The organism is Micromonospora zingiberis, assembly GCF_004331455.1.
Lineage (GTDB): Bacteria > Actinomycetota > Actinomycetes > Mycobacteriales > Micromonosporaceae > Micromonospora > Micromonospora zingiberis.
This window is the reverse complement of sequence record NZ_SJJR01000008.1, coordinates 26,030-43,267: the sequence shown is the minus strand read 5'-3', so window position 1 is coordinate 43,267 and position 17,238 is coordinate 26,030. Positions and strand designations below refer to the sequence as shown.

General features: G+C 70.3%; 14 protein-coding genes and 1 pseudogene. 6 read left to right on the top strand and 9 right to left on the bottom strand.

Annotated features, from left to right (window positions below):
• Window positions 1–90: 90 nt before the first annotated feature.
• Window positions 91–2,253: an AfsR/SARP family transcriptional regulator gene (locus E0H26_RS14010; RefSeq protein WP_206025102.1), complete on the top strand. Its 2,163-nt coding sequence runs from the start codon at window positions 91–93 to the stop codon at window positions 2,251–2,253.
• Here the strand turns inward: E0H26_RS14010 and E0H26_RS30605 are convergent.
• From E0H26_RS30605 to E0H26_RS13975, 8 genes are read right to left on the bottom strand one after another with little or no spacing between them, the layout of a single operon-like run.
• Window positions 2,166–3,203 (bottom strand): glycosyltransferase, encoded by a 1,038-nt coding sequence (locus E0H26_RS30605; protein WP_165521861.1) that lies wholly within the window; start codon window positions 3,201–3,203, stop codon window positions 2,166–2,168. The two genes, E0H26_RS14010 and E0H26_RS30605, sit on opposite strands and share 88 nt — an antisense overlap.
• The gene (locus tag E0H26_RS29930; protein WP_131304050.1) at window positions 3,200–4,462 is read right to left on the bottom strand and encodes an FAD-binding oxidoreductase; all 1,263 of its coding nucleotides are present in this window, start codon (window positions 4,460–4,462) and stop codon (window positions 3,200–3,202) included. The genes E0H26_RS30605 and E0H26_RS29930 overlap by 4 nt, the downstream gene beginning before the upstream one ends.
• The gene (locus E0H26_RS13995; RefSeq protein ID WP_131304049.1) at window positions 4,459–5,298 is read right to left on the bottom strand and encodes a hypothetical protein; all 840 of its coding nucleotides are present in this window, start codon (window positions 5,296–5,298) and stop codon (window positions 4,459–4,461) included. The genes E0H26_RS29930 and E0H26_RS13995 overlap by 4 nt, the downstream gene beginning before the upstream one ends.
• On the bottom strand, window positions 5,291–7,378 hold the full coding sequence (locus E0H26_RS13990) for an ATP-binding cassette domain-containing protein (protein WP_131304048.1): 2,088 nt from the start codon (window positions 7,376–7,378) through the stop codon (window positions 5,291–5,293). Before E0H26_RS13990 ends, E0H26_RS13995 begins: the two co-directional genes overlap by 8 nt.
• Complete coding sequence (locus E0H26_RS13985; protein WP_131304047.1) at window positions 7,375–8,454, bottom strand: glycoside hydrolase family protein; 1,080 nt, start codon at window positions 8,452–8,454, stop codon at window positions 7,375–7,377. The genes E0H26_RS13990 and E0H26_RS13985 overlap by 4 nt, the downstream gene beginning before the upstream one ends.
• A complete protein-coding gene (locus tag E0H26_RS13980) occupies window positions 8,447–11,176 on the bottom strand; it encodes a thiopeptide-type bacteriocin biosynthesis protein (RefSeq protein ID WP_165521860.1) in 2,730 nt (909 codons plus the stop codon). Before E0H26_RS13980 ends, E0H26_RS13985 begins: the two co-directional genes overlap by 8 nt.
• Complete coding sequence (locus E0H26_RS29320; protein ID WP_165521859.1) at window positions 11,173–12,135, bottom strand: acyl-CoA dehydrogenase family protein; 963 nt, start codon at window positions 12,133–12,135, stop codon at window positions 11,173–11,175. Before E0H26_RS29320 ends, E0H26_RS13980 begins: the two co-directional genes overlap by 4 nt.
• A 25-nt stretch (window positions 12,136–12,160) precedes the next feature.
• Window positions 12,161–12,382: a hypothetical protein gene (locus tag E0H26_RS13975; RefSeq protein ID WP_131304045.1), complete on the bottom strand. Its 222-nt coding sequence runs from the start codon at window positions 12,380–12,382 to the stop codon at window positions 12,161–12,163.
• Window positions 12,383–12,689: 307 nt separating this feature from the next.
• Between E0H26_RS13975 and E0H26_RS13970 the strand changes: the two genes are divergently transcribed.
• From E0H26_RS13970 to E0H26_RS13955, 4 genes are read left to right on the top strand one after another with little or no spacing between them, the layout of a single operon-like run.
• Entirely contained in the window at window positions 12,690–13,331 is a 642-nt protein-coding gene (locus tag E0H26_RS13970) for a TetR/AcrR family transcriptional regulator (protein WP_131304044.1), read from the top strand.
• Window positions 13,328–14,101 carry an SDR family NAD(P)-dependent oxidoreductase gene (locus tag E0H26_RS13965; protein ID WP_131304043.1) on the top strand — a complete coding sequence of 258 codons (774 nt, stop codon included), beginning with the start codon at window positions 13,328–13,330 and terminating at the stop codon, window positions 14,099–14,101. The genes E0H26_RS13970 and E0H26_RS13965 overlap by 4 nt, the downstream gene beginning before the upstream one ends.
• Window positions 14,098–14,976, top strand: coding sequence for an ABC transporter ATP-binding protein (locus E0H26_RS13960; protein WP_131304042.1), 879 nt, complete (start codon window positions 14,098–14,100; stop codon window positions 14,974–14,976). Before E0H26_RS13965 ends, E0H26_RS13960 begins: the two co-directional genes overlap by 4 nt.
• Window positions 14,977–14,992: 16 nt before the next feature.
• Window positions 14,993–15,733, top strand: a complete 741-nt coding sequence (locus E0H26_RS13955) for an ABC transporter permease (RefSeq protein ID WP_131304041.1) — start codon at window positions 14,993–14,995, stop codon at window positions 15,731–15,733.
• A gap of 139 nt (window positions 15,734–15,872) precedes the next feature.
• On the opposite strand, the pseudogene E0H26_RS29925 reads toward E0H26_RS13955, so the two are convergent.
• Window positions 15,873–16,049 (bottom strand): annotated as a pseudogene (locus tag E0H26_RS29925) (IS256 family transposase); the annotation flags it as partial.
• A 248-nt stretch (window positions 16,050–16,297) separates the two neighbouring features.
• Here E0H26_RS29925 and E0H26_RS13945 point away from each other — a divergent pair.
• Window positions 16,298–16,585: a hypothetical protein gene (locus E0H26_RS13945; protein ID WP_131304040.1), complete on the top strand. Its 288-nt coding sequence runs from the start codon at window positions 16,298–16,300 to the stop codon at window positions 16,583–16,585.
• Window positions 16,586–17,238: the final 653 nt, after the last annotated feature.

Below are 17,238 nucleotides of genomic sequence, written 5' to 3'. Positions count from 1 at the left end.
GGAGCCCTGGTGCATACGGTCCCGTCCTCAGCGATTGCTACCCGAGCGGCAACGCTGCGCTTCACGGTGCTTGGTCCGGTCGGCGCAGCGGTGGATGGCGAGCCGGTCGACGTGGCGCGGCCGCGCCGCCGTGCGGTGCTCGCCTACCTACTCCTGAACGCCAACCGTGTGGTGTCGGTCGATCAGCTGACCACGGCGATCTGGGAAACGGCGCCGCCGGCCACGGCACGGGCGCAGATTCAGTCCGAGATCTCGGCGCTGCGCTGGACGTTGCGGCGGGCCGACGACGCGATGGTGCCGCTGCTCACGAAGCCCGGCGGCTATGTGCTGGACCTCGCCCCGAACGAACTCGACCTGGCGACCTACACCAGGCTCGCCGAGTTGGCACGAGTCGAGGGCAACCGCCGTCGGCTTTCCCACGCCCGCGAGCTCATGCGGGAAGCGCTGACGCTGTGGAAAGGCCCGGCACTGACTGGTGCGGTCGCCGCGTTCGTTGCTCCGACCCGTGAAGGGCTGGAGGAGACCCGGTTGGCTGACCTGGAGTGGTTGATCGACATCGAGCTTCAGCTCGGTTCGCACCGCGACCTGATCCCGGAGTTGACCCAGTATGTCGCCGACTATCCGTTGCGGGAGCTACTACGCGCCCAGCTGGTGGTGGCGCTCTACCGAAGCGACCGGCAGGCGGAGGCGCTCAGTGTGGCCCGGCGGGGCCGCCAGCTGCTGGCAGACGAGCACGGGCTCGACCCGGGTCCGCTCCTGCGTGAGGTGGAGCAGGCCGTTCTCCGGCGGGATCCGAGCCTCGCCGTCACCGTTGATGGGCTGCCGACCCTGCATTTCGCCGACCAGCCACGGCCAGCCCAGCTGCCGCCCGCGTCGCCGCTCTTCGTGGGGCGCCAGGCCGACCTGGCGGACCTGGTCAGGCGCCTGGGTAGCGACCCGGACCGGCCTGCGAACGCCGGTCCGCGCGTCGCGCTGCTGCACGGCATGCCCGGAGTCGGCAAGTCCGCGCTGGCGCTGCAGGTCGCTCATGCGGTCGCCGCCGCCTATCCGGATGGTCAGTTGTACGCCGACCTCGCTGGCAGCGGGCAGCCGCGGAACCCGGACGAGGTGCTCGAGGAACTCCTCCGCGCGCTGGGCGTCGCCGACGCGGCGATGCCGGCCGAGCTGGCGGCACGGGCCGCGCTGCTGCGTAGCCTCTTCACGGACCGGCGCTGCCTGCTGCTGCTCGATGATGCCCGCGCGGTCGATCAGGTGCTGCCGCTGCTGCCGGCCGGGGCCGGCTGCGCAGTGCTGGTCACCGCCCGCTGGCAGCTCTCGCTGCCCGGGGCGCACCGGCACCTGGTGGCGCCGATGTCGGACGGGCAGGGACTCGAAATCCTCGCCGCTCATCTCGGCCCCGATCGGCTGTCGGCGGAGCCGGTCGCGGTCCGCGCGCTGTCCGCGCTCTGCGATGGCCTGCCGCTTGCCCTGTGGTTCGCCGCCTGCCGGATGCACCGGGGCCGGTGGGCCGCCGACCTGGTGGCGCTGCTGGGGGACCCGCAGCACCGGCTCGATGAGCTGAGTACCGACGGCGGGTCGATGCGAGACAGCCTCGCACCGTCGTTCCGGGCGCTCGGTGCGGCGGCGAGCCTGACGCTACGTCGGATCGCCATACTTCCGACTGTCACCGTCCCGGACTGGGTGCCGACGGTTTGCGCGGGGCTGGCACCCCGCGAGGCTATGCAGGCACTGGACGAGTTGGTTGGCTCTCATCTGCTGACGCCGGTGCCGCGCCGGACCGTCGGCCCGCACCGCTACCTGCTCCCCCACGTGGTCCGGTCCTACGCGCTCACCGTGGCGGCGGACGAATCGCCCCAGACCGCCGTATCCGCCGACCAGGTGCTGGCGTGCGCGGTCGACGGCTGGAGCGTCCTGGCGCAGGAGGCCGTCCACCGGCTGGCGCCGTCTCGCGGACGGCGGATGGACGATCGGCATCCGCAGCCGGGCCGCTCTCCTCGGCGGTTGTTCTCGCCGGCGGAGCTGGACCGGCTGCTCGCCACGCCGCGGGACTGGCTGCGCGAAGAGCAGGAGAACCTGGCGACGGTGGTGGCGGTGGCCGACGAGCGGCGCTGGACCACGCCGGCGTCGGTGATCGCCGGCGCCATGGACCGGGCCGCCGTACGCGTTCACCTCGACGACGAACCGAGCACGGCGCGGTACGCGCGCACGCTGTCCGCGGTGGCGCGGGACAGCAGGCCTGGTCGTGGCCGGTGAGCGCCGCGTAGCGCCGTAACCACGGCGGCCAGCCAGGCCCTGACCTCGGCCGCGGTCATGCTGACCTGGTAGCCGTTGCCCCACTTTGGCGGTTCGAGGCATACTCCCCCGTCACGGACCGCCTGGGGCAGCCCGCCGACCCGGGTGGCCACCACCGGTACGCCGTGGATCACGGCTTCGCGGGCGACCATCCCGAAGCTCTCCTGCCACAGGCTCGGTACGAGCAGCAGGTCGGTCTCGGCGTAGAGCGCGCAGATGTCGGCGTGATACTCGACGATCTGCACCCCGGGCAGGTTCGCCGGGCCGATGCCGAGCCGGGCGAGATCGACCGCGGTCCATCGTCCCTCGACGAACCGGAACCGGAACGGCAGTTTCGCCCCGTTGGTTGCGGCCACGAGGTGCATCACCACCCCGAGCCCTTTGGCCGGCTCCGGGTTGATGAAGGTCAGCCGGTACGGCCCGCTACGGGCCGGGTCGCGGGGCGGGTCCGATGGGCAGGCGCAGCCGCGCAGGCATGGCTCGATGGCGTGAGCCTGGCGGCCGGTCTGCGACCCGAACAGCCGCCGTGCGAATTCGGATGGGACCACCACCTCGTCGATCAGGCGCAGGGTCTCCGGCACCGGCGGGAGGTCCGCAGCCGGATGCTCCAGCACGGTGGGAACATTTGCCGCCGCCAGCCGCCGCACCAGCTCGGTCTCCTCGCCCAGATGCCCCCAGAGCAGGGCGGCGTCGGGCCGGTCCCGGGCCAGCAGGGTGTCCAACTGGTTGGCGAGCGACCGCAGTGCGGCCTCGTGGCCGGCGCTGGATCTGCCTGGGTCCATCGGACCGTCCAGGACAGTTACTCGCTCGCCGGCGGCGCGGAGCGCCTCGGCGAGTTGGCGCAGGTGGATCGCTTCGCCGGACTGTCCGGTGTGGATTCGGTGGACGCTGGTGATCAGCACATGGTTCATCGGTCGCTCCGGACGGCGCCGGACCGGTAGGCCGGGACGGCGAACTCGTCGCGGAGCCGGGCGACGGCGGCCACCCGACGCCGCAGCAACGCGACGCTGTCCGAGTTCTCCTTGCGGTAGACGATCGGTGCCAGCCAGACCAACGCCCGGGAATCGAGCGGGCGCAGGGTCCATGGAATGTCCGCCAGCAGCGGGTCCGTCCGCACTGCCCGGGCGAAGGCGGCGACGACCGAAGGGATGAACGGCAACGCCGCGGTCTGCCATTCCAGCCCTTCCGGAAGGTGGCCGACCGCCTCCGGATGGTTCCGATCGCCGCCGAGGATGCTCAGGTCGTCGTAGCCGCCACCGAATCGTGCGGCCAGCCGTTGCCCGTGTTGGCGGGCCAGCCGCTGCACGTCGAGGACCTTGGCGCGCAGCATCGTGGCCGAAGTGGCGGCGATATACAGGTTGAGGACGAGCCCGTCGTAGCTGACGGTGATGCCTTGAGCACGGCGGCGGGCTGGCGAGGCGAGGATGGTGGAGGTCACCAACTCGCCCAGGAGCAGGTCCCGCCAACAGCGCAACAGGTCCTCGGTCAGCTCGGCACCGGCGAGCAGCACCGGCTCGGTCGTCAGCTCCGTCGCCACCGGCAGGACGTGCGTCAGCTCCACCACCACAGGTCCGTACCCGCCGGTTTGGAACAGTGACCCTTGCAGGTGTGGGCCGGGTGGATACGGTAGCGCCCGCCGAACCCGGTCGTCGGCGGCCTCCTCCCAGCCCAAACGGGTGAGTTCACCGTCGCGTCGCAGGACGAGGAAGTCTCGGCAGTGGCGTTCCCGCTCGCCGAGGCCGGCGAGCAGGCCTCGCTCCAGAGCGTTGCCGAGCACGGAGGTGTGCGGGCCGGAGCCCGGCGAGGGCAGATAGTAACGGGCATCGGCGGCCTGCAACGCCTCGTTGAGCTGCGCGAAGGTCACCCCGGGTTGCACTGTGGCGAGGCCGAGTTCGACATCGAGATCCAACCGGTCCAACCGGGCGAGGCGGACGATCAGTCCGGGCTCGCGGACCCGGGAGTCGTCGTACCCCCAGTTGCGGCCACGGGCGTCTACTCGCCAGTCCACTGCGCTGGCGTGCAGAATCCGGACCAACGCGGTGAGCTGCGCCAACGATTCTGGCTGCAGCACCCAGTCCGGGAACAGTCCACCGGGGACGGTCGATCCGGTGGGCCGGGTCACCTCGGCGCCGGTGTTCGCCAGCCGATCGAGCAGCTCGGTCGGGATCATATCCGCTCCATGACTGCGCGTACCCGGTCCGGGGCGACGCCGTAGTCGTGCTGAAGCGTCCGGGTGACTGACACGTACGCGGCGAGCAGGTGCGCGGCCGGCGCCCCTCGTTTGAGGTTCCACAGATGGCCGAAGCGGGGTGGTTCGGTCAGCCAGCGCAGCGTCCGCGGGCACCAGAGCGCGTCGAACAGGTTGACCACCTGCTGCCCGGCGACGGTGGTCAGGTGGGTGGCGAGCACCTGTTCGGCGACGGTCATGTGCAGGTGGACATCGCGGCCGGGGGTGCTCGGGTTGTCGGCCAGGAAGCTGAGTCCGGCGTGGCTGATCCGGCGTGCCAGGTGGGCGTTGGCTGCCCGGAACAGCGAGGTGTTGCCGACCGTTGGCGGCGAGTCGGGCAGCTCCACCTGGGCGGGGTTGCGTAGTTCCCGCAGCCGGGAGTAGAAGTCGGCGTCGCCGTGCTCCAGATGCGCGAAGACCGATCCGGTGGCGGGTAGCCGCAGCGAGCTGTGGAGGTAGGCATCGGTGTCTACCAGCGTCGCGTCAGGGAACCGGTCCAGGGCGAGCAGCTTCGGCAAGGCGAAACAGGCGACTCGGTCGTAGCGCTGGTCGAGGTCCCGGTCGTCCAACGTCTCGATCTGGTCGTAGCAGCGGAGCCAGCCGAGTCGGTCGAGCCATTCCATCGTCGGCGGGTCGGCGTAGAGCGTGATCGGCCCGGCGTGTCGCTGCCACGAGCGGATGCTCAGCAGCCAGGTGACCCGGGACAGCTGCTGGTAGGCCCGGGGCAGCCGGCTGGGTAGCTGCCAGTAGGCGTGGACACCACGTACTCCCTCAGGCACTGACGACCGCCGCGGCCGCCGTCGATTCGAGCGCGGATACGCCGGTGTCGTCGCGCACGATCCGAACATGCCGGCTGTCGAGGTGCTCACCGACCGGGCGATGACTGATCACGATGAGGGTCTCGACCCGCCGCCGCGCTTCGGCGAGCAGCCGCAGTTCCAGGTCCCGGTCCAGGGAGTTGGTCGCCTCGTCGAGGATCAACAGCGATGGTCGGCGCAGCAGCGCCCGGGCCAACGCGAAGCGCTGCACTTCTCCGGCGCTGAAGGTCGAGCCGTTGATCCGCAGTCGGGTGCGCAGCCCGAGCCGCAAGGGGCGTATCACCTCGGTCAGCTCCAGCACGGCGAGCAGGTCGTGGATCTCCTGGTCGGTGATGTCGGTCGCCCCGCTGGACAGGCTCTCCCGGATCGTCGTGTGCAGGAAGTCGGACCGGGGCGGGACGTAGCACACCTGCGGGCGGAGCCGATCCGGGTCCCAGTCGGCGATCGGCACTCCGTAGACGGTCACCTGCCCTGCGGGCGCCGGGTCCAAGCCGCTGATGATCTGGGCCATGGTGGACTTGCCGGCTCCACTGGCACCGCTGACGGTTACCGTCTCGCCCCGCTCGACCCGCAGGTCCAGCCGCAGGTCGAAATGCTCCCTCGGGCGGTGCACCCGGACGCCCTCCAGCAGCACTGCCGGGGCGTCGGCTACCGGCTCGGTGCGGGTTCCCCGTTCCATCACCGGCAACGTGAACAGACTTGTCACGTAGCGCAGTTGCCGCTCCAGTGTGGCGGCGGTGGTGAGGCTCTGCGCGATCGTGGTGACCGAGAACAGCACCGTACCCCCGAGGGTGAGGAATCCGAACAGCTCTCCGGTGCTGACCAGACCTGCCGACAGGAGCACCGAGCCGATCACGAGAATCACGTACAGGCCGGCGAACCGCAGGGCACTGCTCGGCCCGTACACCCAGGCCAGCCGGTACTCGAGCTCGCGGATCGACCGTTGCAGCCGGTCCAGCCGCTGGGAGTGCTCGACCTGCAGGTGTGGGATCGCCCCGAGCCCTCGGTAGGTGGTCAACCCTTGCGAGATGCTGATCAGCAGGTCCTGGAGTTCGGCGTCGAGTTGCAGTTGCTCCTCGGTACGGCGGTTGATCGGGATCCGTCCGAGGATCGTCAGGACGATGTGCAGGGCGGCGACGCCGGCCACCACGCCGGTCAGCGGCAGCGACATCGTCGCCATGAACGCCAGCAGGATCACCACGGCGACCATGTCGGTGAACAGCGACAGCGCCAGACCGCTGCCGGCCTCCCGTACGGCGCGGGCGCTCTGCACCCGGTGCAGCACGTCGCCGGAGGTCAGCTCGGTGCGTGCGGACGTACGGGTCAGCCGGTCGACCAGTTCACGCAGCATGGCCCGGTCGAAAGACAGCCCCAGAGAGGTGATCTGCCGGTGTCGTAGCCAGAACAGCACGCTGGCCGCGACGCTGAACGCCACCAGCGCGGTGACCAGGGTGCCCGTGGCGACGGTGCCGGCGACGGTTACCTCGTTCAGGTAGGGCAGCAGGATCATGTTGAGCAGGGTCAGGCCGGTGTAGAGCAGCAGGCTCATCGCGAGGACCGGTACGACCTGCCGGAACGTGATCTGCCCGGAGCGCAGCATCGGCCAGAGCCAGGCGGCCCGGGTCGCGGCCCGCGGACGCCGAGGCGCGCCCGCCGCCGGGGCCGGCGTGGCGGGCAACAGCACCCAGCTGCTGGCCTTCTCGTGGTACGCGGCCTCGGTCAGCCACAGGTACCCGACCGAGGGGTCGAAGATCCGTACCCGCCGCCCTCGCCATCGTTCGACGGTCACGAAGTGATCGACGCGCAGGTGGATGATGGTGCCCGGCGTCAGTTCGGCGAACGGGAAGTCCCGCCGGCCTCGGTAGCGCACGCCCACCACCGCGGCGCAGGTGTCCCGCAGGTCCTGGAGCGACAGCGCGCCCCGGGTTGCCAGCGCATCCCGCAACTGTGGCTCGGAGAACTGGTGTCCCTGCAGGCGCAGGCTGGCGACGAGGGCCGACACGCCGCAGTCGTTGTCTTCGGTCTGTAGGTTGATGGTCATCGGTTGTTCTCCATTGCTCTGCCGCCGGCCACGGCGGCCGATCCGTCACCGAGACTCACGCAGACCCCCCACCATGGCCGTGACGTGGTCTCGGTCTCCGCCAGCGTCAACGCCATTCCGAGCGTCCCCTCGAGCACCGACAGCAGGAACGGCGTGTCGAAGATGGCGGCTATCGCCTGGTCACTGGTCTGGTCGAGGTGGTGGGCCAGCCGGACCGCCAGCCGGGTCCGGCGGTCTGGGCCGATCAGTTCCCGCCACCCGGGGGCGAGCTTGGTGACCAGGCTCAGCCCGGCCAGTCCGTGGCAGACCGTCAGGTCGGCGTCGACATCGCCCAGCAGGTCATCCAGCCGATCGAGGGCCGGGTCGGTGACGGCCGCATCGACGAATCTCGCCAGCACCGCCGGGTCAACCTCCGGCCCCAGCGCGGTCAGCATCCCAGGCTGGCCGTAGCACAGGCCGACGCCGCCCATGCCCAACCAGCCGGTGTCGGGCGCGGCGGGGGTCAGCTGCGCCAGATGCCGGACCAGTGCGTCGACCGCCGCGGTCGTCAGCTGGTCCTGGCCGTAGCGGCGGTCGAGCATCCGCAGCAGCAGGATGCCGCCGCTGCGGCCGTGGTAGAGACCGGGCGAGTCCTGCTCCATGATGCAGCGTGCGATCTCGGTGATGGGCTGTGTCATCCTGGCGCGAGCCGCCTCGTCGGCGAGGTCCCACAGGGCCATCCCGACTCCCCCGGCGCCATTGATCAGATCGACGTCACCGGCCTCGACGTAGTACCGGTAGAAGGCATCGAGCACTTCGTCCGCCTCCGCCCGGGTCCGGGCCAGTGTCTCGGCGTGGCCGGGGCCTGGTGAAAGGCACTCTCCCACCAGCCGGTGGCGCAGCCAGCCCACCCGAAAGTCGGGCACCTGCCCGCCGCGTAGGGCCAGTTCCGTCAGGGACGCCGCCAGGGCCTGATGACCCAGCCGGGACGCGAGCAGGGCAAGGGCTGCTGCCGCCGTCGGGCTGGCGTGCCCCCGCCGCCGTAGCTCGGCGACAAGCCGACGCAGCAGTCGCCGGGCGGCATCGGCCTCAGCCATCGACCGCTCCGCTTCGGGTTGCCCGCGCCTGCCGTCCCTTCAACAACCGCGCCGCCGCCAGCACAAGTTCCGGCTCGCGAGGTGTCGCCTGGCCGAGTGGCAACCCACGGTTGACGCTCATGTGGACAAGGCTGCTCAGCGCCGTGGCATAGGCGTCGCTGTCCAGGCCGGCCAGGTAGTCCAGGGCAGGTTCCGGCGCGGCGAGCGTGGCGTCGAGGGCCTGCTCCAGGTCCGGCCGAGCAGCGCGGTAGGTTGCCATCCACTCCCGCTGAGCCCGCGAGCTGGGCAGCCGTGGGTCCAGCCCGCGCAGCCCGCAGAGCAGGGTCAGCGCCTGATCGTCGCCGGCGAGCTGCCGGCACCAGGCGGCGATCCGGGCCACCGCCTGCGTGTACCTGCCGGCCTGGTCAGGGCCGGGGGCGAGCCGCTGCGCCCACCAGGCGGAGTCGGCGCAGAACAGCCGTATGGCATCGGCCCGGTGCGCGGCACCTCCGTAGCGGTAGTCCTCTGGGGTCCAGGTGCGGAGTTCGACCTCGCAGGGCTGCTGCGGCACCATCGCGGCCAGGTGGGCGCGGAGGTCGGCCAGCAGCGGCGCGGCGTCGACGCTTCGGTGTACCCGTACCCGCAGATGCGGCCGGTCGTCGTGGTAGCGGATGTAGAACAGGTGCGCCCGGCGCATCAACGTCATCACTTCGGTGCGCGCCAGCCAGAGCTCCACCACCCGCTCCGGGGCGTAGACGAACCAGCTGGTCCACTCCGGGTCCTCGGCCGGCTGCCGGTCCACCAGCCGGGTCGGCGACATCGGCCTGACCGGTTGCGGATCCGGGCGCAGCCACGGCACCCACACGTCGTGGATGTGCCCGCCCAGTTCCGACTCGATCAGGGTCGCCACCGGCAGGGCCTCGTGCAGAATCAGCAGACCCTCGCGACGGAGCCGCCGGGTGAACCACCACCGCTGAGTGGCGTCGGTGAGATCCAACCGCATGGTCACATCCGGTCCCTCGCTCACCTCCAGCTGCGGCCCGAGCCCCACCTCGGTGAGCACGTCGCACAACTGCGCCGGGTCCTCGGCCAGGGCCAGCAGATCGGCGCGGTGCTGCGCGTCCAGGACGACGCTGCGCCGAGCCACCAGACAACGGCCGGCGGTGATGCGAGGGACCATCGCGCCCGGCGGCGCCCACAGGCTGGGGTCGGCGGCCAGCGCCGGGCCGTGGGCCTCGTCCAGCAGCAGTCCCAGCAGTTGCACCGACCAGGGGTTGACCTTGTTGCTCAACGTCAACGGGCTGTCCCATCGAAGCTGCACGTGGCGTCCGTCGGACCGGTGCACCAACTGGAGCCGTCCCGCCGTCATGGTCACGGCCAGATCCGCTAGTCGCAGGTCACCGGCGCGGTACGGCAGGTTGAGGTTGAGCCGGGGCAATCCGCTCTCGGGCCGGCGAACCAACGGCGCCCGCCGATCCGGCGGTACCCACCCGAGCTCCACGGGAAGCCAGCCGGGGACCGTCGGACCGAGTTCGGGCTCCGGAATTCCCAGCTGTTCACTGAGCCGGGCGCCGGGCCCGCCCCAGAAGCCGGGCAGGACCAGTTTGAGCCAGGCGTCCGCTCCGGCCACCGGCTCGGCCAGCAGCGCGCCGTTGGCCATCCCGAACTGCGGCTGGGTGACCACGGCGGCGTTGGGGGGCGGAGTGCGGCGGGTCTGCCACTGGTCCAGCGTGAGCGCTTCCTGCCACCAGTGCACCGCGCCGTTGTCGCGGCGGGTCCGCGGCACGAACAGCCGTCGGGTCGGAGCCAGGCGGTCGGCGTCCTCGACCTCGGCTTCCTGCCGCCGCCAGCTGCCCAGCGGGTGGTCCACCGCAGCGGTCAGCAGCCACACCAACGGCACGGCCCCGCCGCTGTAGGCGCCGGCCACGTGGTCCCGCACCCGGTCGAGTCGCCGGGGTCGCCAGTGTGCTCGCAGAAGCTGTGCGGCGCCGTCCAGTAGCGCCGCCGCAGCCGCGTCGGGCACTCGGGCCCGGACCTCGCTGAACGCGTCCACGAACTGGTCGTCCCGGAACGGCCGCTCGGCGGTCAGCGCCGCCTTGACGGCCTCGGTCGGCGCGGTCGGGGCGGCCGGGTCAGTCAGTATCGGTGGCGCCTGCTCCGGCAGCAGCAATCTCTGGCGTACCCCTAGGTCGAACGGGGTGTCGCCACCGAGCACGGTCGCCCATTCCTGCGCTGATCGGGGTGCGGCGGCGAGGTGCGCGGCGAATCGCTCCGCGAGCTGGCGCACGCCCGGGGCGTCCGACATCGAGGTGACCCCACCCTTGTCCGGGTGCAGATAGGACCATCGGCCGTGCGCGGCGGTGAGGGTGGGATTGACGAACCAGCGGCCGGTCTGCTTCGGCAGGTCGAGGCGGTGCAGCCGGACATCGGTCTCCAGATCGAGTCGGGTGGCCGGTGCGGCGCCGTCGTTGTCGCTGATGTCGGCGAGCAGGCTCAGGCTGAACACGCCGAACGGGGTTGGCCGGTACCTCGCCCGGCTGCCGTAGACGGCCAGTCGGGTCGCCGGGTCCTGCCAGTCCCGGTGTTCCTCCGCCGCGCGCTGGAACACGGTCGCGTAGTCGATGGCCAGGTCCAGCAGTTGCCGTGCCAGGCCCTCGGGTGCGGCGGCAGCTGGCGCCGCCGGCAGTACCGGAATCCGGAGCAGGCACCAACCCGGCGTCGACAGCATCGGAGCCGAGGTCATCGAGGCCTCCCCGCCGGGGCCGACGCACCCGGGTTGACCAACCTGGACGGTCGCATCGCGCCGTGCGGTCGCATCGTCGCGATGTCGACCCGCGCCTGCTCGAGTTCCTGCCGGATCTCCGGGTCCGTCGAGTCGCATCCTTGTGCCAGCGCGAGCGCGGCATCCAGCCCGATGTGAAAGGCAGCGCTCAACATCAGCAGGAACTCCTGCCGCAACGCCGGCGAGAACAGCGTGAGTTTTCCCGCCCGGGCCGCCGTGTCGAAACTGTGCAGCATGGCGGCCAAGCCGCGCCGGGCGAGGGTGTTGCGGGCGGCTGCTTCGGCGTAGGTGGCCTGCCAGACGCCGGGCGCCGGACCCGGGCCGAGCAGCGCCAGCAGCCGTTCGGTGAGCCCGAGCGTCACGCCGGGCATGTTCGCCAGGAACAGGTCCGGGTCGGCGTAGATTCCGATCGGTCGACCGGCCGGGATGTCCGTCATGTCGACCACCTCTGCCGGCGAGACGCGGACACCGTTGGCCCGTAGGGTGTGGCTGGCGGTAGCGAGCAAGCCCGGTCCCTCCCATGGGTGCGTCACCTCGAGCAGCAGGCGGTTGACGAGGACGGTGGTGCGGCGTCCCGCTACCGGCGCGCATCCCATCGCCATGATGGCGGCCCGGTGAGAGCCCGAGCCGAACCGCCAGCACCCGTCAAGTACCAGGCCACCATCCGTGCCGGTGCGTAGCCGGCCGACCGGGGCGACCACGCCGTACAGTTCGTTTCTAGTGGCATAGAGCCTGGACAGCAGTTCCGTCGGCGCGTAGGTGGACAGGTAGTGCGCGGTGCCATTGGCGATCATGCAGAGCCAGGCGTGGCTGGCGTCCTCGTGCGCGGCGGTCCGAACGAGGTCCAGGCCCGCAACTAGGCTCTGGACCTCTTCCGGACCATTCCGCAGCCACAGCAATGGAGGGCTGAGCTGTTTCACTGGTCTTCAACCAACCTGACGGAACTCAGTAGCTGCCACCGGGCGGCGGCGGGCCGCAGTCGATCGAACCGCAGACAGCCCGGGTGACCACCGTGATCGTCCGCGTGACGCACGCGATGGTGGTGGTACCGCCCGCGGTCTTGTCCCAGGTGTCGACGTCGACTCCGGCGAGGTCGAGGTCGTCGAGGTCGAGGAAATGCTCGGCCTGGTTGCCCGCGGTGGGATCCGCGGTCGTGTTGTCGGCCATACCAGTCCTTTCTCGTTAGGGCGAGTCGCTTACGCAGGGTTTCCGCGCCACGCTCTGTGGACGGTCAGTGTGCTCGGGTCGCTTATGCGTCGGCTATGCGTTCGCTATCGGCTCGGCCGCCTCGTCCCGGCGCGTCCCGGCGGCGGTGGGGTTCCCGCCAGGCTGCGGGCCGCGGATGCGTGCCTACGCCAGGCCGCCGAGGCGGGGCGGACCCGACTTCGACCTACTACGGGATCGCTTCAAGGTCGCCGACCTGCTGATTTGGCCACGCTGGCAATCCACTGGCATCACATGCTAAATTTTGGCCATGGTGCCAAAATCTGATCGGGACGGCCAGTCGCGCTCCTTCATCGAAGAGGCGCGGCGGGCTCAGATTGTGAACGCCGCCGTGGAGACCATCGCGGAGGTCGGTTACCACCGCGCGTCGATGGGCAGGATCGGCACCCGTGCGGGGATCAGCCGCGGACTGATCTCGTACCACTTCGCGGGGAAGTCCGAACTGATCGCCCAGGTCGTCACCACCGTCTACACCGATGCGGCGGCATTCATGACACCGTTGATCGACGCCGAGACCACGCCGGCGGGCCAACTGCGCGCCTACCTCAGCTCCAACCTGGAGTACATGCGCCGCTACCCGGCCCGGATGATCGCGCTCGTGGAGATTCTCACCGGCGGTGGCCTGGCTGACCTGCCCGACGCCGACCCGGCCGAATTCGACCGGCAGCTGCTGCTGCCGCTGGAGCACCTGTTCGCGGCGGGGCAGGAACGCGGCGAGTTCCGGGACTTCGACGTCACCGTCATGGCCCGGATCGTGCGCGGCGTGATCGACGCCGTACCCACCGCGCTGTCCCGCGATCCCGACCTCGACATCGACCGTTACCTGCGGGAGATCACCACCGCTATCGACCACGCCACCCGGCCGGTCCCGTCCACCACGAAGAAGACATGAACCCCCTCGACGGCACAGTCGCACTCGTCACCGGCGGAGCCAGCGGAATCGGGGCGGCCATCGCGCGCCGCTTCGCGTCGGGCGGCGCCCGCGTCGTCATCGCCGACGTCGATCCGGCCGGGGAGATGGTCGCCCGGGAGGTTGCCGGCGCCTTCGTCCGTACCGACGTCGCCCGGCTGGCCGACAACGTCGCCGCCGTCCGCACCGCGACCACGCTCTTCGGCAGCCTCGACGTCGCCGTGCTGAACGCCGGAATCGGTGAACAGGGCAGCTTCATCGAGGATTTCCGGCCCGAGCACTACCGCGATCTGGTCTCGGTCAATCTCGACGGGGTGGTCTATGGGCTGCACGCCGCCCTGGAGGTGTTCACCGAGCAGGGTTCCGGCGCTGTCCTGGCCACCGCCAGCCTGGCCGGCTTGAGCGAGAGCCCGATGAACCCGCTCTACGCGGCCACCAAGCACGCCGTGATCGGGCTGGTCCGCTCCGTCGCGCCGACCGTGGCCGACCGGGGCGTCACCGTCAACGCGCTGTGCCCCACCTTCATCGACACCCCGATCCTGGGCGAGGCGATCCCGTTCATCAGCGACATGGGAGTGGCGGTCCTGTCGCCCGAACGGGTCGCCGAGGTCGCCGAGCTGGTGCTGGCACGCGGCGGGACCGGACAGGCGTGGCCGGTCGTCCCACACGGCGAGCCGGGCCCTTTTGCCTTCCCCGCTATCCCGTCGATCATGTCCGACCCGAACCGACAGGTCCCGGAGGCCGCCTCATGACCGTCCTCGCCCGCGCCCTCGACGTCACCCGCCGATACCACGACACGACCGCGCTGGACGGCGTGTCCCTGGATATCCCTGCCGGGCAGGTAGTCGGATTGCTGGGCCCCAACGGTGCCGGAAAGTCCACATTGATCAACGTGATGACGGGCCTGTTGCGGCCCAGTTCCGGCAGTGTCGAACTGTGCGGCGGCGACCCGCGCAGCGAGTCGACCCGCCGCGTGATCGGCGTGACGCCGCAGGAGACCGGGCTTCCGGAGACCTGGCGGGTCACCGAACTGGTGGACTTCGTCGCGGCGCACTTCCCCGATCCGGTGGACCGGGCCGAACTACTTGACCGCTTCGACCTCACTGCGCTGGCCGACCGGCAGGCCGGCGGCCTTTCCGGCGGACAGCAGCGGCGGGTCGCGGTCGCGCTGGCCTTCGTGGGGCGGCCCCGGCTGGTGTTCCTGGACGAGCCCACCACCGGTCTCGACGTGGACGCCCGGCGGGCGCTGTGGGACGGCATCCGTTCCTTCCACGCCGACGGCGGAGCCGTCCTGCTGACCAGCCACTACATCGAGGAGGTGGAGGCGCTGGCCGACCGGGTCGTGGTGATGGACCACGGTCGGATCATCGCCGACGGCAGTGTCGCCGAGATCCGCGGCCGGGTCCGGCTCAAACGGGTCACCCTGACCGACCCGATGCTGCCCGCGCTGAGCGGGGTCGCCTCGATCGAGCGAGACGCCGACCGCACCCATCTGCTCACCAACGACGCCACCGCGCTGGTCCGGGAACTGGTGACCTCCGGCGCATCCTTCACCGACATCGAGATCGAATCCGCCTCGCTGGAGGACGCCTTCCTGGCGATCACCGGCGACCGGCGGACCGGCTGACCCGGAGGGCCGTTCCATGTCCTCCTTGACCATGACCTACACCCGGCGGAACCTCGCCGAGACCATCCGGACGCCCACGATGTTCCTGACCGTGGCGCTGGTCCCGGTCGGAGTCATGGTGTTCTTCGTCGTACCGTTCATCGGGCAGGACGCGGCGGCGATCACCTCGGCCACCGCGACCCTGGTGGTGTTCGGGGTGCTCATGGCCTGCGTCGCCCACTTCAGCGTCGCGATCGCGGCGCAACGGGAATCGGTCTGGGGGCACTATCTGCGCACCCTGCCCGGCGGGATCGCGCCGCAGATGTTCGGCTACCTGCTGGTCGGGCTGGCGGTCGTCGCTGCGGCGATCGTCCCGATCCTGCTGGTGGCCGGAGTGTTCACCGCCGCCTCGGCTCCGCCGTCACGGGTGCTGCTGGCGGCGGGAGCGCTGCTGATCGCGGTGGTGACCTTCACCCTGCTGGGGCTGGCGATGGGCTACCTGATGTCGATGCGGGCGGCCGCCATCGCCAACAGCATCGGCTTCCTGCCGCTGGCGGTGGCCGGCGGGATGTTCTTCGACCAGGCGGACACGCCGGAGATCATCGAGCAGATCGCACCCTTCGTACCCACCCGGGGCGCGACCGACCTGGTGCTGGTCGCGCTCACCGGGGAGCCCGTCGGGCCGCTGTCACTGGTGATGCTCGCGGTATGGATCACGATCTTCGCCGGGCTCACCGTCTGGGGCCACCGCCGCGATCAGGTCCGCCGGTTCGCCTGAGGCCGCGCCCTCGCCCGTCGGGTGGAGTGTCCCGCTGCGCAGACCCTCACGATGGTCCACCCGAGAACGATCAACCGGATGAGGACTATCCGCGCTGAGCCGGCTACCACGGCCCTGGTCACGGCAGCCACCACAAGGGCGACCGCCCCCGCTCAGCGCTGCGCTGCCCGTAGCCAGCGCCGCAGATCGCGTCCGCCTCGGCGGACATCAACATCTACGCGAACCTCTTCACCATCGCCTACAACACATCCGGCGACGCGCCCTCGATCTGCTCGCGCAGCAGGTCAACAGGGTTCACACTCTCAGAAGCGGCCATCGCGTCCTCTCTTCCTTCTCTGACTTGGTCGTCTTGAAGGATCGACGCGATGGCCGTCTCTCATCTACGCAAAACGCCCGTCACGGGCAAGTCGCACACCACTCCCGTGGACGCAACCCATTCGCCTTCCGGGATCGGGTGTGGCCAATGGGCACCGATCCTCGGTGATGGCCGCAACGCGGTCGCCGCTGTGTCGGCTGGCCGACATTCCAAAACCTCACTCAGCGCGTCAGCAGCAGACTGCGCTGATGGAGAAGTGGGAGTACGGGCAGCTTTATAGCGCCTACGTGCCGGGAAGCCCCTTCGCGGCGGGCTCAGACACGGTCTACCTGTGGCTGACGGCAACCCAGCAGGAGGTGATGAGCGGCCACATGCTGTCCTTATGCGACAAGCTTGGGGCGCAGGGGTGGCTTCTTGACGCTCCCGGCCCGTGGTTTGATACCGCGCCCGCATGGTTGGTGACCGCTGTGGGTTTTGATCCGGCGCGCCATTCCATGAAGTGGACGACACAGTTCGCGCGCCGCAAGACCATGTAGGCCCGGGTGGTCGGTCAACGCTGAATTCGCATAGTCCGTACCTGCACCTCGGGACGCACCAACGTCGTCTCGCCTATCTGAAACCAGCCGCCCCACAGGCCGCGGCCGCGATACTCGCCCATGCAAGAGCCTGCCGGGTGCCGTGACACCTCGATACGCTCGATGATCGACGCGAGGATGGTCCGCTTCCAGGTGTCGTCCCGGTCGTTCCACACCGCGCAGTTCGGTGCCGGACGGCAGGCGGGTGTGGACCCGTGACCGGGTGGCCTTCGCGAGCGCGGCGCGGTCAGCGTCCACCTGCCTCATGATCTTGGCTCGGCGTCGGCGGTACTCGCAGCCGACAGCTGGCCGCTGACACACGTTCGGGCGGGGCTCCGGGCCGTCTTCGAGGTGAACAACGATGCCTCGATCGGGCTCTACGTTATCTACGGCTCGGGACGATCGACCGAGGCCGCGAGGAAAGGACCAGCTGTGGTGCGGAAGACCGAGCCGGCAGCCGCACCGATCACGTCGCCGAACGAACGTGCGGACGTGACACTCATTGTTCATCTCGGCGTCACGGCGGGCACAGCGGTTGTGGTCACGCTCGACAGCGGGCCCGACGGGCCGATCCAGGTCGTACTAGCCACGAGGCCCAACGACCCGCCTGGATT

Excerpts from the sequence above, each read along its gene's own strand:
- E0H26_RS13990 (WP_131304048.1), bottom strand. The coding sequence starts at position 7,378 with ATGACCATCAACCTACAGACCGAAGACAACGACTGCGGCGTGTCGGCC.
- E0H26_RS13955 (WP_131304041.1), top strand. The coding sequence starts at position 14,993 with ATGTCCTCCTTGACCATGACCTACACCCGGCGGAACCTCGCCGAGACC.
- E0H26_RS13980 (WP_165521860.1), bottom strand. The coding sequence starts at position 11,176 with ATGACCTCGGCTCCGATGCTGTCGACGCCGGGTTGGTGCCTGCTCCGG.
- E0H26_RS13960 (WP_131304042.1), top strand. The coding sequence starts at position 14,098 with ATGACCGTCCTCGCCCGCGCCCTCGACGTCACCCGCCGATACCACGAC.
- E0H26_RS13945 (WP_131304040.1), top strand. The coding sequence starts at position 16,298 with ATGGAGAAGTGGGAGTACGGGCAGCTTTATAGCGCCTACGTGCCGGGA.
- E0H26_RS13970 (WP_131304044.1), top strand. The coding sequence starts at position 12,690 with ATGGTGCCAAAATCTGATCGGGACGGCCAGTCGCGCTCCTTCATCGAA.
- E0H26_RS30605 (WP_165521861.1), bottom strand. The coding sequence starts at position 3,203 with ATGAACCATGTGCTGATCACCAGCGTCCACCGAATCCACACCGGACAG.
- E0H26_RS13975 (WP_131304045.1), bottom strand. The coding sequence starts at position 12,382 with ATGGCCGACAACACGACCGCGGATCCCACCGCGGGCAACCAGGCCGAG.
- E0H26_RS13985 (WP_131304047.1), bottom strand. The coding sequence starts at position 8,454 with ATGGCTGAGGCCGATGCCGCCCGGCGACTGCTGCGTCGGCTTGTCGCC.
- E0H26_RS29930 (WP_131304050.1), bottom strand. The coding sequence starts at position 4,462 with ATGATCCCGACCGAGCTGCTCGATCGGCTGGCGAACACCGGCGCCGAG.
- E0H26_RS13965 (WP_131304043.1), top strand. The coding sequence starts at position 13,328 with ATGAACCCCCTCGACGGCACAGTCGCACTCGTCACCGGCGGAGCCAGC.